The organism is Chryseobacterium sp. KCF3-3 (assembly GCF_045865955.1).
In the GTDB taxonomy this organism is placed as follows: domain Bacteria; phylum Bacteroidota; class Bacteroidia; order Flavobacteriales; family Weeksellaceae; genus Chryseobacterium.
The window spans coordinates 2,235,295-2,249,801 of sequence record NZ_AP035792.1 but is presented as its reverse complement, the minus strand read 5'-3'; the positions used below and the strand labels follow the sequence as shown (position 1 = coordinate 2,249,801).

The window sequence follows — 14,507 nt, the reverse complement described above, 5'->3', positions numbered from 1 at the left end:
CTAAATTATTAAATTAATACCCAGAGTTTTGTTGAATATTAGGGTTTGCATTAATTTCATCCAATGGAATCGGTAATGTAAATCTATAATCACTAGCAGGTAATGTAAGTGGTAACGTTTTATTATCGTCATCATAAACATCTCTGTCAACACCTACTCCAGCAGCTACACCCATTCTTTTTAAATCTAAGTAACGGTGTCCTTCAAAACACAATTCTCTTCTTCTTTCCAAAAGGATATCAGCATATGCTTGTTGAGCACCAGTATACACAGGTAAAGCAGCAGCACCATTTTTGGATCTAGCTTTTCTTACTTTGTTAATATTATCTGCAGCAACAACCCAGTTACCCTGGTTAGCAGCTACTTCAGCTAAGATAAAATACATTTCTGATAATCTAAACATTTTGATATCATTTCTCAATTGCATAGTAGCACTTGCAAGAGGAGCTGTTTTACCAGGATATTTATTGATTACAATCACATCATCTTCTCTGGCATTTGCTCCATTAGGATAAAATCCATCAAATATACTTGAAGCATCAACAAAAACATCACGACGAACATCTCCAGCTGAAGATATTTGATTATTAATTACAGAAAATAATCTTCTACCCATATCATAGTTTACAGATCCATTAAGATCAGTAGAATTGGTAGTCCAAAGACCTGCAATATTAGACCAAGATCCTGTTGCGCTATTAGGTCTGTATAAAGACCAAAGGATTTCACCTCTTGCAGTATCTGCCCATATTGTAGAATATGATGTACCTGTACCAGGAGTTAATGCTAAACCACTTGTATTAATAACTGCATCAGCATTAAGTTTTGCATTAGTATCATCTCCTCTGTAGTTATAATATCTAGCTGCAATTGCGTTAATTGAAGCTTTCTTATCAAAATAATGCTGAGCAGACACTCCTGTTGAAACTACACTTGCATTAAAGTTTGTAAGTGCGTACTGTAAATCTGCATCAATTAAAGCAAAAACTTCAGAGTTTTTAACTCTTGGTAATTTTGTAGTAAAAATATCCGCTGGCTCAGTACTAAGCATTACCCCTAAAGCATTCGGATCCTTCATATTTGGAGAGAAATAGGCTTCAAGTGTAATATAAGCATATGCTCTTACTGCTCTAGCATTAACCAATATACCAGTATATAATGCTTTGTTCGCAGTAGACAATGAGTTATAATCAATTAAAGAACTTCCTTTTAAAAGGATATTTACTTTATTAATAATGTTATAATTACTTGCCCAAATACCTGAAACCTGGCTTGTTGTAGAATTAAGTACAAATCTGTGTGTTAAGATATCTGATGTACTTACGCTACTTGGACCAAATCCCACCTCATCCGTAAACAGTGAAGTAAAAAAGATCTCATTAGTTGGGTTCACAGCTGGATAAACACTTCCATTAAGAAACTTCTGCATATCATCCACCGACTGAAAAGCAACATTTGCATCATTAATCTCTCCATCCTGGACAATTTCTAGTGCATCATTACATGACGTCAGCACTAAAAAAAACGATAATATATAAAATACTTTTTTCATTTTAATAATTTTTTAGAAATCAATTTTCACCCCTACTGTATACATTCTCGGGTTAGGATATACACTTAAATTTGATCCTGTAAGTGGCTCAGGGTCGAAACCTCTCCATTTTGTCCATGTATAAAGGTTCTCTCCTTGTACATAAATTCTAAGTCCGGTAATTGGAAGATTCTGTAACTGTTCTTTTCTAAGCTGATATCCTATTGTAACAGATCTCAATTTTAAGAAAGAAGCATCTTTGATGAAATAATCAGAATCAGCAGTGTATCCCCAGTTTGTAGCTCTTAAGCTTGGAGTATCAGAATTTGAATTCTGAGGAGTCCATGCATTTAATAGATCTGTTGACATGTTTGAAGACCCTACAGCAGTTGATCCTAACCCTTCAGGATTTGCTAACCAATAAAGAGCGTTATCAAATTTCTTAACACCCTTTTGGAATGTGAATAATCCATCCATGAAGAATCCTTTATAATTGGTTTCGAAACCAAAACTTCCTGCATATTTAGGAATTGGACTCACATCAAGGAATTGAGCATCTTCCACTTTTGGAGCTTCTGTAACCCCACCATCTTTAGTATAGAATAATAAATTACCATTACTCTTATTAACCCCTGCATATTTGTAAACATACCATTCACTTAGTGTATGTCCAGCCATATTAACCGTTGTCCCTGGTTCCGGATCACCAAAAATGGTATAGTCATTAACTTTATTATTGTTATAAGAACCATTAGCAAAAAGACTAAAAGTAAGATCATTAGTCTTGATAACATTATAACGTAATCCAAGTTCAATACCTTTATTAGTCATTGATCCATTATTACCGCTTACGCTGTAAGAACCTGAAACTCCTGAAATAGGTATTGTACTGAATAGGTTAGTTGTTTTCTTCTGATACACATCAAGAGTACCTTCTAACTTATTGTTAAGTAATGTAAAGTCTAATCCAATGTTTGCCTGAGCAACATCTTCCCATTGTACTAGTGGGTTTCCATAAGCAAAACCTAGCCCAAGAGCATTACCATATCCTGTTGGAGAAGTATATAAATCTCTTACAACCTGGCTAGCTGTTAATAATGGGTTTGAACCTGGAGTAGCTGCAATGATATTTTGGTTACCATTTGTTCCATAAGAAGCTCTTAGCTTAAGAGTATTAAACGTAGACCCTTCCATGAAGCTCTCTTTATCAATATTCCATCTACCAGCTACTGACCAATATGTTGCCCATCTGTTTTCTCCAACGAATCGGTATGATGCATCTCTTCTCAATGTTCCCTGGAACCCAAATCTTCCTGCGTAGTCATAACTTACCGTTCCAAAAATACCTAAAGTACCTGCTGTAACTCTTGAAGCACTTACAGAAGGGATATAAGGAGATGTTGCTGAGTTATCAAATGGCACATATCCTGTACCTGAACCTGGCACATAAGTTCTTGGGTCTAATCCGTTTTGTCTTCTTGTTGTAGATCTATAATATACTTTATTATATTCCATATTTACGGAAGCGTCCACAGAATGCTCATCTAATTTACCGCTATATAATGCTGAAACAACATTGTTAATAGTCAAATCCCTAGTTGTGATCTGATCTTCAAAACCTGTATATTTAGCAGTTCCCTGAGTTGCTAAAGCTAAGTAAGCCCAAGGAGCTCTACCTGTGATTCTATCACTTTGTCTGTAATCAATACCAAGTTTATTACTAACAGTAAAGTTTTTGTTAATAGAATAAGCAGCACCTAAGTTTGCACCGATAGATACCTGATCTACCATATTTGGAAGATTCCCTCTTGTTAGAAGGTTTTGCAATACATAGATATTATTACCATTATTAAAGTTAGTTCCGATGGAGTTAAATAACTGCTGTCCATTCGCATATTTGGTCGGAGATAAGTATGGTAAACCAAGAAGAACCCCAAGAAGTGGGTTTTGTACAGAGTTATTTCTGATACCTGTATTAGTTTCTTCGTTTAATTCGTTTCTTCTTGAGAATGCAAGAGCAATCTGTGAATTAACGTTTAATTTATTATCTTTAGATTTAGCTTGAATGTTTGATCTAACAGTAAATCTTTTAAAGTCTGTAGTTGGTACGGCTCCTCCTTGCTCCATATAACCGAAAGAGTTATAAGAAGATATATTGGCTCCACCTGTAGAAAGTGCCACATCATGAGACTGGAACATCTCTGGCTTGAAGAAAAGTTTTTTCCAATCTGTATTAATACCTTGAGCTAATGCATCTTTAGCCGTAAGATAATTTGGATTAGTATCGGATAAACCATATAATTTCATAATCCCCATATACTGCTCAGTATTGGCAAGATTATATTTATCAAGTGGTCTTAGTGACATCCCTGTCATCCCTGTATAGGAAAGCTTAAATCCACTGTTATATTTCCCTCTTTTTGTTCTGATAACAACTACACCATTTGCTCCACGGTTACCGTAGATAGCTGTTGCAGCTGCATCTTTCAGAATAGTTGTAGACTCGATATCATTAGGGTTCAAGTTTCTATATTCTGAAGCATTTGATGGAATATCATCAATAACGATTAAGGCATCTGTGTTACCATTAATAGAGCTCGTACCACGGATCAATAAGCTAAACTTTGCAGAACCCGGGCTACCAGAACCACCATTCATAATTACCCCTGGTGCTGACCCTTGTAAAGAAGTTAACATATTGACATTTGGTCTGTTCTCGAAGAATACCTCCCCAACAGTATTAGAAGCAACAGTTGACTTAGGTTTTGTGATACTCTTTGAGTACCCTAACAAAACTACTTCATCAATTGATGTTTCTTTTTTTACCGTGTCCTTTTTCTTAGTTGTTGTCTGCTGCTGCGCAATTACCATTCCTCCAAAGAAAAATAGCGCCCCAGCACTCAATACACGTAATTTAACATTCATATTAACAAATTTTAATATATTTAATGGGCAAATATGTTAATAAATATTAACATCCACAAATTAAACCAGTGTTTAAACATCCGTTTTTTTTACTATTTCATTTAAAATTTACACAAAACAAATAAGATTCAATAATAATAGACAGTTTTTATTCAATAAAAGATAATTTTTTTACAGGTCAAATTAGTTTTAACAAATTATTAATAATTCAAAAAATATTATTTAGAATCATTATAAATTGAGAGAGTATAAAAAATAAAAAAACCACTTTATAAAAAAGTGGTTTTCACATATTTAGGATATATTTATTTTAGTTTTTTCTTGACAGCTACTTCTTCGTAAACTTCAAGGATATCTCCGATTTCGATGTCATTGTAACCTTTCAGATTCAGACCACATTCGTAACCTTTCGTTACTTCTTTAACATCATCTTTGAAACGTTTCAAACTTTCAAGCTCTCCGTCGAATTTAACAATTCCGTCTCTTAATAAACGTACTTTAGACTGTCTTGTTACTTTTCCGGTAAGAACCATACAACCTGCAATTGTTCCTACTTTAGAAATCTTGAATACTTCACGGATTTCAACATTACCAATCACCTGCTCTTGAATTTCCGGAGAAAGCATTCCCTCCATCGCTTCTTTTACCTCATCAATTGCTTTATAGATTACAGAATATGTTCTGATTTCAATTTCCTCACGATCTGCAAGTTCTTTAGCATTAGCACCTGCTCTCACATTAAATCCAATGATAATAGCATCGGATGCTGCTGCTAAGTTGATATCAGATTCAGTGATTTGTCCAACACCTGAGTGAAGAATTTTAACACTGATTTCTTCTGTTGATAATCTTTGTAACTGATCAGAAAGAGCTTCTACAGAACCATCCACGTCACCTTTAAGGATAATATTCAATTCTTTGAATTCTCCTAAAGCAATACGTCTACCCAATTCTTCAAGCGTCGTATGCTTCTTCGTTCTGATTGATAATTCTCTCTGTAATTGTTCTCTCTTATTGGCAATAGCTTTACCTTCACTTTCGTCAGCATAAACACGGAATTTATCACCAGCTGTAGGCGCTCCGTCCAAACCTAAGATTGTTGCAGGAATTGATGGTCCCGCTTCGTTAAGGTTTTTCCCTCTTTCATCAAGCAAAGCTTTTACTTTACCGTGATTTTTACCAGCAACTACATAATCTCCTACTCTTAAAGTTCCGGTCTGTACCAGCATTGTTGCTACATACCCTCTACCTTTATCTAAAGACGCTTCAATAACAACTCCGTTTGCTGCACGTTCAGGGTTTGCTTTTAATTCAAGCATTTCAGCCTGTAGTAAAACTTTCTCCAACAATACATCTACGTTGTTACCGAATTTAGCCGAGATTTCTTGTGCCTGAACATTTCCACCCCATTCTTCCACTAAAACCGGAGGGTTTAAGCCAGAAAGTTGTTGACGGATATTATCAGGGTTTGCATTAGGTTTATCAACTTTATTGATTGCAATAATCATTGGAACCTGTGCAGCCTGCGCGTGAGCAATAGCTTCTTTTGTTTGTGGCATCACATCATCATCGGCAGCAATTACGATAATTGCAATATCCGTAATCTGTGCACCTCTCGCTCTCATCGCAGTAAAGGCTTCGTGACCTGGTGTATCTAAGAAGGTAATTCTCTGACCACTTTCCAGTTTCACGTTATAAGCACCGATGTGCTGAGTAATTCCTCCGGATTCACCGGCAATTACGTTTGTTTTTCTAATGTAGTCCAACAATGAAGTCTTACCGTGGTCAACGTGTCCCATTACAGTAACTACAGGAGCTCTTTGTAACAGACTTTCTTCAGTATCTACTTCATCTTCTGAATCTGTATCTTCAAGATCAGCATCTGAGAATTCAATTTTATAACCGAATTCATCTGCTACTAATAATAAGGTATCAGCTTCAAGTCTCTGGTTCATGGTAACCATTACCCCTAATGAGAAACAAGCAGAGATTACTTCAGTTGGAGAAACATTCATTAAACTTGCCAATTCACCTACTGTGATGAATTCTGTTACTTTAAGAGTTCTGTCTTGTGCTTCAAGCTCCTGCTGACGCTCATCCTGCTCTCTACGGAAAGTTCTTTTGTCTTTTCTGTGTTTTGCAGATTTAGATTTACCTCCTTTATTAGTAAGTTTTTCTAATGTTTCTTTGATCTGGTTTTTAACCTGCTCATCGGTTAGCTCAACAGGCATAACTCTTTGTCCAGGTCTGTTGTTCTGGCCTCCTTTTTTGAAGCCACCACCCTGACCCTGACGGTTTCCACCACCCTGGTTATTTCCAAAACGGTTTCCACCCTGGCCACCCTGACCTTGAGGACGGTTTCCTTGTCCTCCCTGACCACCTTGGCGGTTTCCACCTTGCCCACCGTTGTTGTTCTGACGGTTTCCTTGGCCCTGACCACCTTGGTTGTTGTTATTATTTCCTGAGTTTTGATTATTTCCCTGACCTTGTTGGTTATTCTGGCCACCAGGTTTTTCAATTCTCTTTCTTTTCTTTTTTGCTCCGGCACCTGGCTTCGGCGCAAACTGAGTTAAGTCGATCTTTTCCCCAACGATCTTAGGACCGTCAAGTTTCTGATATACCGTCTCAATTTTTTGTGGTTCCTGAGATTCAGGTTCAGCATCTACTTTTGGAGTTTCTACTTTTTTCTCCTCTGCAACTACTGGTTTTGGAGTTTCTTTTACTGTTTCCACAGGTTTCACTTCTTCTTTTTTCTCCTCCATTTTTGGCTTGTCTTTTTTCACAGGTCTGTTTCTAGATTCTATTTGAGACAAATCAATTTTATCCAAAACTTTGAATTCCTGTTTTTCAGGTACTGCTTTAACTTCCGGCTGTTGTTCTTCTTTCACGATTTCTTCTTTCTTTTCTTCAACCGGTGTTGCAACAGGAGCCACAGGAGCTGCAGGAGCTTCCTCAACTTCAGGCTTCTTAGGTTCTAAGTCTATTTTACCTAAAATTCTAGTTTCTGGTTTATTTGCTTTAGCTCTTATCACTTCAGGGGTTTTCTTTTCTTCAATTTCCAGTTTTTCTTCCGGAACTTTAGTGATCACCACCTCATGGGAAGCCTTTCTTTGTTCGCCGTCTTTAGCAAACTCAGCCTCCAATGCAGAATATGCCGCTTCTTCCAATTGAGCGTTAGGATTGCTTTCAACTTCGAAACCCCTTGATTGTAAAAACTCTACTAATCTGGACATCGAAATGTTGAATTCCTTAACCGCTTTATTTAATCTAATTTTTGGCATTTATATTATTTACTGTTTTTAATTTTTAAAATTAAAGTATTTCCTTTTTACTGTTTATTAAAATTTATTTAAATCTTAATCTTCAAATTCTTCTCTCAGAATACGTTTCACCTCTTCGATGGTTTCTTCTTCAAGGTCTACCATATTTAAAAGACTTTCAGTTTCTTTATCTAATACTGATTTTGCAGTTGTAAGTCCTACTTTCTTAAACTCATCCAAAATCCACTGCTCGATATCGTCATTAAATTCTCTCAATTCAACATCGTCATCCTCGCTGGACTCTCTGTATACATCAATTTCATATCCTGACAACCAAGAAGCCAGTCTGATATTCTGTCCTTGTTTTCCAATTACTTTAGAAATCTCTTCAACAGGAGTATATACTAATGCATAGTTTTGATCCTCGTTGATGTCAATTTTATTGACTGTAACATTTCCTAATGCTCTCTTCACCAAAATCTCAGGGTTTTTAGACCACTGGATAACATCGATGTTTTCATTTCTCAACTCTCTTACAACGCCATGAATTCTGGATCCTTTTACTCCAACACAAGCTCCCACCGGATCAATTCTGTCATCATAAGCATCTACTGCAATCTTCGCCTTTTCACCAGGAATTCTTACTACCTTTTTCAGGATAATTGTTCCGTCCTGGATTTCAGGAATTTCCAGCTCTAATAACTTCTCAAGGAACTTAGGCGCAGTTCTGGAAATAATAATCTGTGGTTTAGAACCTTTAAAATCTACTGTCTCAACAATAGCTCTGATATTCTCACCCTTTTTAAAGAAATCGGATGGGATCTGGTTTTCTTTTGGTAAAATGAATTCATTTCCTTCATCATCCAACAGAATCACGTGCTTATGACGGATGTGGTGGATTTCTCCAACAACGATTTCACCAATTTTATCTCTAAACTGTTCGTACAGCATTGCATTATTGTGCTCCTGAAGCTTTGTAGCAAGGATCTGCTTAAGGGTAAGAATATTTCTTCTTCCCAACTGAGCAACAGGAATTTCCATTGTAAAGTCCTCACCTACTTCGAAGGTAGGGTCAATCTTCTTTGCTTCAGAAATTTCAATTTCCAAATCATCATCTTCAGACATTTCGTCCTCTACAATTGTTTTATTCAAAAATATCTGAAAATCTCCTTTATCCGGGTTTACAATCACATCAAAATGATCATCTGAATCAAATCTCTTTCTTAAAAGAGTCTTCAGTGAATCTTCAATAATTGCCATAAGATCAATCTTACTGATCCCCTTTTCGTCTTTAAAATCACCAAAGGATTCAATCAACGCTATATTATCCATCTATTCTTTTTTCTTTTTAAAATTTAATTACTACTAATGCTTTTTTGATCTCAGGATAAGAAATTTCTTTCTCCTCCTCCACATCTACTTTTCCTTTTCCGATATCTTTCGGCTTACGGTAACGTAGAACAAGTGTGATCTTCTCATCGTCTACTTTTGACAATTCTCCTTCAATTTTAGAAGAATCCTCCAGCATCACCTCAATCTCTCTTCCAATGTTTTTACTGAACTGTCTTGGTGTGGATAGTGGCTCGCTCAGTCCTGCAGACATCACCTGAAGGCTGAAGTCATGCTCTTCACGATCCATATTGAATTCAATGGCACGGCTTGCATCAAGGCAGTCCTGCAAAGAAACTCCGTTATCACCATCCAAAATCACTGTAATATCATCCCCTGCAGAAATTTTAAGATCAATAAGAAACAGATCTTTTCTGGTCTTAAGGAATTCATTTAATAATTCTTCAATTCTTTTTCTAAACTCCATATATATTTATCTTGATTTACAGTACGAAAAAAGGCTTTCTTCCGAAGCCTTCCCATTTTTTCCGTAAATCCATTGCAAATATAAGCTTTTTTTCTAAAAACACAAAATTATCTTAAGTATCAAGTAAATAGCGCCAGATTCATTTACAATAATTTAAAAGAATATGTCACAGGATTTTTATTACTTTTGTCTTTAGAATTTAAAAACAAACATTTTGAATATAACGATTGTAGGAACAGGTTATGTAGGACTAGTTACAGGAACTACTCTGGCAGAACTTGGCAATTCAGTATACTGTGTTGATATTGATGAAAAAAAGGTAGAAGGTATGAAAAACGGCATTGTTCCCATCTATGAGCCGAACCTTGAAGAGATGTTTTTAAGAAACATCCAGTCTGAAAGATTATTTTTCACTACCAATCTTAAAGAAGCTTTAGACAAAAGCGAAGTTATCTATCTGGCATTGCCTACTCCTCCGGGAGAAGACGGATCTGCAGATCTGTCTTATGTACTTCAGGTGGCTAATAATATTGGCGAAATGATGACTGAATATAAAGTCATTGTCAATAAAAGTACAGTCCCTGTAGGAACAGCAGACAGAGTGAGAGAAACAATTTCTTCCAAAACGGATATTGCTTTTGATGTGGTTTCAAATCCTGAATTCTTAAGAGAAGGTTTTGCTGTGGAAGACTCCATGAATCCCTCAAGAGTAGTTGTAGGGGCAAGTTCAGAAAGGGCTAAAGATATTATGTCTAAAATATACCAGCCTTTTACCAATACGGGAATTCCCATCATCTTTATGGATGAGAAATCATCGGAGCTTACAAAATATGCTGCGAACTCATTTTTAGCCGTAAAGATTACCTTTATGAACGAAATTGCAAACTACTGTGAAAAGGTAGGCGCAGATGTGGATAAGGTAAGACTGGGAATGGGCAGCGATGACAGAATCGGGCACAGATTTTTATTCCCGGGTATCGGATATGGGGGAAGCTGCTTTCCTAAAGATGTAAAAGCGCTTATCAAATCCGGAAAACAGGAAGATTTTAATTTCCAGATCCTGGAAGCCACTGAAAATGTAAATACCACTCAAAAAGTTATTTTAGTGTCTGAAATTGAAAAATATTTCGGAGGAAGTATTGAAGGAAAGAAAATCGCTATGTGGGGACTTGCTTTTAAAGCCAACACAGATGACATCAGAGAGGCTTCATCTTTAGACAACATCGCTCTACTATTGGAGAAGGGTGCAGAGATCATTGCTTATGATGCTGTTGCGGAAAGTAATGTTCAGAAGCTCTTAGGTGATAAAATACAATACGCCAGAGGAATGTATGATGCACTGGAAGATGTAGATGCATTATTTATTGCCACAGAATGGCCGGAGTTTAAAAATCCTAATTTTGAGCTTATGGCTAAAAAAATGAAAAACAAAGTCATTTTTGACGGCAGAAATATGTATCCATTGGAAGTCCCTGAACAAAACGGATTTCATTATAAAAGTATAGGAAGAAAGACCATCTCAAAATAAACAAATGAAAAATATTATCATTACAGGAGGCGCCGGATTCATTGGCTCTCATGTTGTAAGAGAATTTGTAAAAAACAATCCGGATACAACGATCATCAATCTTGATGCCCTTACTTACGCCGGAAATCTGGAAAACTTAAAGGACATTGAAAATGAACCCAATTATGTTTTCGAAAAAGCAGACATCACTAATCCTGAAGAACTTAGAAGGGTTTTTGAAAAATACAATCCGGATGCTGTAGTACATTTAGCAGCTGAAAGTCATGTAGACAGAAGTATTACCGACCCGATGGCATTTATCAATACCAATGTAAACGGAACAGCCAATCTTCTGAACCTTTGTAAAGAGTTCTGGACATTAAACCCTGATCATACCCACGGCAGATTCCCGGATGAAAAAAGAAACAACCTTTTTTATCACATTTCTACTGATGAAGTGTATGGAAGTTTAGGAGAAACAGGATTCTTTTTAGAAACAACTTCATACGACCCTCAATCTCCGTATTCAGCTTCGAAAGCAGCTTCTGATCATTTGGTAAGAGCTTACGGAAATACCTATGGAATGCCTTTCATCGTTTCCAATTGTTCTAATAACTACGGACCGAATCATTTTCCTGAAAAACTGATTCCGCTTTGTATTTCGAATATCATCAATGAGAGACCACTTCCAATTTATGGGGACGGAAAATATACCAGAGACTGGTTATTTGTTATTGACCATGCCAAGGCTATTCATCAGATTTTTAAGGAAGCCAAAACCGGGGAGACTTATAATATCGGAGGATTCAATGAATGGCAGAATATTGATCTCGTAAAAGAACTGATCAGGCAGATGGATGCCAAGCTGGAAAGACCGGAAGGTTATTCTGAAAAACTGATCACTTTTGTAAAAGACAGACCGGGTCACGATAAACGTTACGCCATTGATGCCACAAAACTGAATAAAGATTTAGGCTGGAAACCTTCAGTTACCTTTGAAGAAGGTTTAGGAAAAACCATAGACTGGTATCTTGAAAATAAAGAGTGGCTGGAAAATGTAACCAGCGGAGATTACCAAAAGTATTATAACCAACAGTATCAACCTTAGGAAATATGTATGAAAAAATTTTTTTTCACGTTTATATTTTCACTGTTTTCTATTAGTTCTTTATATTCTCAAGAAGTTTTCTTTGGTATGCATCCTCCTCCCAAAATTGAGGAAAGTAGAAAAAAAATACTCAATGATTTTTTTGCCGCCAGCAATTATGAAAATAGTATCAAAAATCTAATTGCTGAGAAAATTTCATGGAATATAGATAATCAAAATTATGACATTACATTATTACAAAAAATAGTTGATAATTTTAATTTAGAAAAGTACAATCAACGTTGGAATTCTTTCTATGTACTTTTTTATGAAATTCCAGATGATCAAATTATAGAAATCACAAAAAAATATAAAAACAACGAGTATAAACCCAACTCACAAACATTTTTCATCTCACCAAATATCATACAAGCCATTGATATTTATATAAATGATGAGATCAGAAAAATTACACAAAACCACACCAAATGAAAGGAATAATATTAGCCGGAGGTTCCGGAACAAGACTTTACCCTCTAACGATTGCAGTAAGCAAGCAGCTGATGCCTGTTTACGACAAACCCATGATCTATTATCCGCTTTCCACACTACTTTTAGCAGGAATCAAGGATATTCTGATTATCACAACTCCACATGATCAGGCAGGTTTTATCAAACTTTTAGGCGACGGCTCACAAATCGGCTGTAATATAGAATATGTTGTACAGCCAAACCCGGATGGTTTAGCACAAGCCTTTATCCTGGGTGAAGATTTTATAGGTAACGATCCCGCAGCACTGGTATTGGGAGACAATATTTTCTATGGTTCCGAAATGGGAACTTTACTGAAAAACAAAACCAATCCTGAAGGAGGAGTTGTTTTCGCTTATCATGTCGCAGACCCTGAAAGATATGGTGTAGTGGAATTTGACCAGAATCTGAAAGCCGTTTCTATTGAAGAAAAACCTTTAAATCCCAAATCAAACTACGCAGTTCCAGGACTTTATTTCTATGATAATAATGTAGTGGAAATTGCTAAAAACATCCAACCTTCTGCAAGGGGTGAACTGGAAATCACAGACATCAACAATGTTTACCTAAACACTGGAAAGCTTGAGGTAGCTGTACTGAACAGGGGAACAGCATGGCTGGATACGGGAACTTTTGATTCTCTTCATGATGCTTCAGAATTTGTAAGCGTGATAGAAAAAAGACAGGGATTTAAAATCGGCTGTATTGAAGAAATCGCGTTCAGGAATAAATTCATCAATGAAGAAAAACTGCTTGAAACTGCGGCAAAATATGGCAAAAGCGGCTATGGTGAATACCTGAAACAACTTATCGGCAAATAACAAACATAATTTATAAAAATCATAGACTATTGGCTTTATGGCCAATAGTTTTTGTTCATACCGTCAAATATCAATATATTAGTTGTTGATTTTTAGTTTTATTGACAATGAAAATTTATAAACTAATACACACGGTAAGAATTAATTATTATAAATTTGCAAAAACTTACACAGATGAATGAACCACAACAAAAGTGGACAGAAACGATTGGTGCACATCATTCGTTGTTTGACTTGAAGCTGAAAGAAGTCTGGAAATACAAAGATCTTGTTTATATGTTTGTAAAGAGAGATTTTATATCCAGCTTTAAGCAGACTATTTTAGGACCTATATGGTTTTTTATTAATCCCATTCTAACAACCATCGTATACCTGGTTATTTTTGGTAGAATTGCCAAATTACCAACGGATGGAGCTCCACCACTGCTTTTTTATCTGGCTGGTGTTACCCTTTGGAATTACTTTTCGGCTTCATTACTCGCCACATCCTCTACATTTACAGGAAATGCAGGCATCTTCGGAAAAGTGTATTTTCCAAGACTGGTTACTCCATTGTCTATCGTTATCTCTAACCTGATGCGGTTTGGAGTACAGCTTATTTTATTTGTCCTTGCGTGGGCATATTATTATAGTAAAGGAGAAGCTCATCCTAATATCTGGATTCTTGCCACTCCTTTCCTCATCTTCTTAATGGCACTTTTTGCATTAGGAGTTGGGATGATCTTTTCTTCACTGACTACAAAGTATAAAGATCTTGCAATGTTACTGGGTTTTGGAGTAAGTCTATATATGTATGCAACTCCAGTAATATATCCCGTTTCCTCACTACCGGGATTCTTTAAAAAACTGGCTTACTATAATCCTTTAACCGGTATTTTTGAATGTTTTAAATATGCTTGGATAGGTGTTGGAGACTTTTCTCCTGCCATGCTGGGAATTAGTACTGCTATTATTCTTATCCTTTTAATGATAGGAATTGTTGTTTTCAATAAAGTTGAAAAAACTTTTATGGACACGGTATAACTTTCA

The 14,507-nt window shown here is 36.1% G+C and carries 10 protein-coding genes; 5 read left to right on the top strand and 5 right to left on the bottom strand.

Annotation, left to right across the window (positions count from 1 at the left end):
* Positions 1–13: 13 nt before the first annotated feature.
* From ACKTTZ_RS10050 to rimP, 5 genes are all read right to left on the bottom strand, one after another.
* On the bottom strand, positions 14–1,552 hold the full coding sequence (locus tag ACKTTZ_RS10050) for a RagB/SusD family nutrient uptake outer membrane protein (RefSeq protein ID WP_034691432.1): 1,539 nt from the start codon (positions 1,550–1,552) through the stop codon (positions 14–16).
* Between the two features lie 12 nt (positions 1,553–1,564).
* On the bottom strand, positions 1,565–4,456 hold the full coding sequence (locus ACKTTZ_RS10045) for a SusC/RagA family TonB-linked outer membrane protein (protein ID WP_034691435.1): 2,892 nt from the start codon (positions 4,454–4,456) through the stop codon (positions 1,565–1,567).
* Between the two features lie 305 nt (positions 4,457–4,761).
* The gene (infB, locus tag ACKTTZ_RS10040) at positions 4,762–7,737 is read right to left on the bottom strand and encodes a translation initiation factor IF-2 (protein ID WP_407848622.1); all 2,976 of its coding nucleotides are present in this window, start codon (positions 7,735–7,737) and stop codon (positions 4,762–4,764) included.
* A 75-nt stretch (positions 7,738–7,812) separates the two neighbouring features.
* Positions 7,813–9,048, bottom strand: a complete 1,236-nt coding sequence (nusA, locus tag ACKTTZ_RS10035; protein ID WP_034691439.1) for a transcription termination factor NusA — start codon at positions 9,046–9,048, stop codon at positions 7,813–7,815.
* Between the two features lie 16 nt (positions 9,049–9,064).
* Entirely contained in the window at positions 9,065–9,532 is a 468-nt protein-coding gene (gene rimP / locus ACKTTZ_RS10030) for a ribosome assembly cofactor RimP (RefSeq protein ID WP_407848620.1), read from the bottom strand.
* Between the two features lie 214 nt (positions 9,533–9,746).
* On the opposite strand from rimP, the gene ACKTTZ_RS10025 reads away from it, so the two are divergent.
* The 5 genes from ACKTTZ_RS10025 to ACKTTZ_RS10005 all read left to right on the top strand — a co-directional run bounded on the left by ACKTTZ_RS10025 (position 9,747) and on the right by ACKTTZ_RS10005 (position 14,501).
* A complete protein-coding gene (locus ACKTTZ_RS10025; RefSeq protein ID WP_407848618.1) occupies positions 9,747–11,060 on the top strand; it encodes a UDP-glucose dehydrogenase family protein in 1,314 nt (437 codons plus the stop codon).
* A gap of 4 nt (positions 11,061–11,064) precedes the next feature.
* A complete protein-coding gene (rfbB, locus tag ACKTTZ_RS10020) occupies positions 11,065–12,147 on the top strand; it encodes a dTDP-glucose 4,6-dehydratase (RefSeq protein ID WP_407848616.1) in 1,083 nt (360 codons plus the stop codon).
* A 9-nt stretch (positions 12,148–12,156) separates the two neighbouring features.
* Positions 12,157–12,618, top strand: coding sequence for a hypothetical protein (locus ACKTTZ_RS10015; protein ID WP_407848614.1), 462 nt, complete (start codon positions 12,157–12,159; stop codon positions 12,616–12,618).
* The gene (rfbA, locus tag ACKTTZ_RS10010) at positions 12,615–13,478 is read left to right on the top strand and encodes a glucose-1-phosphate thymidylyltransferase RfbA (protein ID WP_407848612.1); all 864 of its coding nucleotides are present in this window, start codon (positions 12,615–12,617) and stop codon (positions 13,476–13,478) included. The genes ACKTTZ_RS10015 and rfbA overlap by 4 nt, the downstream gene beginning before the upstream one ends.
* A 174-nt stretch (positions 13,479–13,652) precedes the next feature.
* Positions 13,653–14,501, top strand: coding sequence for an ABC transporter permease (locus tag ACKTTZ_RS10005; RefSeq protein WP_407848610.1), 849 nt, complete (start codon positions 13,653–13,655; stop codon positions 14,499–14,501).
* The last annotated feature ends 6 nt before the right edge of the window (positions 14,502–14,507 follow it).

Bases quoted from the DNA above. Each gene is read 5' to 3' on its own strand.
- rimP (WP_407848620.1), bottom strand. From the start codon at position 9,532: ATGGAGTTTAGAAAAAGAATTGAAGAATTATTAAATGAATTCCTTAAG.
- ACKTTZ_RS10015 (WP_407848614.1), top strand. From the start codon at position 12,157: ATGAAAAAATTTTTTTTCACGTTTATATTTTCACTGTTTTCTATTAGT.
- ACKTTZ_RS10045 (WP_034691435.1), bottom strand. From the start codon at position 4,456: ATGAATGTTAAATTACGTGTATTGAGTGCTGGGGCGCTATTTTTCTTT.
- rfbA (WP_407848612.1), top strand. From the start codon at position 12,615: ATGAAAGGAATAATATTAGCCGGAGGTTCCGGAACAAGACTTTACCCT.
- infB (WP_407848622.1), bottom strand. From the start codon at position 7,737: ATGCCAAAAATTAGATTAAATAAAGCGGTTAAGGAATTCAACATTTCG.
- rfbB (WP_407848616.1), top strand. From the start codon at position 11,065: ATGAAAAATATTATCATTACAGGAGGCGCCGGATTCATTGGCTCTCAT.
- nusA (WP_034691439.1), bottom strand. From the start codon at position 9,048: ATGGATAATATAGCGTTGATTGAATCCTTTGGTGATTTTAAAGACGAA.
- ACKTTZ_RS10050 (WP_034691432.1), bottom strand. From the start codon at position 1,552: ATGAAAAAAGTATTTTATATATTATCGTTTTTTTTAGTGCTGACGTCA.
- ACKTTZ_RS10005 (WP_407848610.1), top strand. From the start codon at position 13,653: ATGAATGAACCACAACAAAAGTGGACAGAAACGATTGGTGCACATCAT.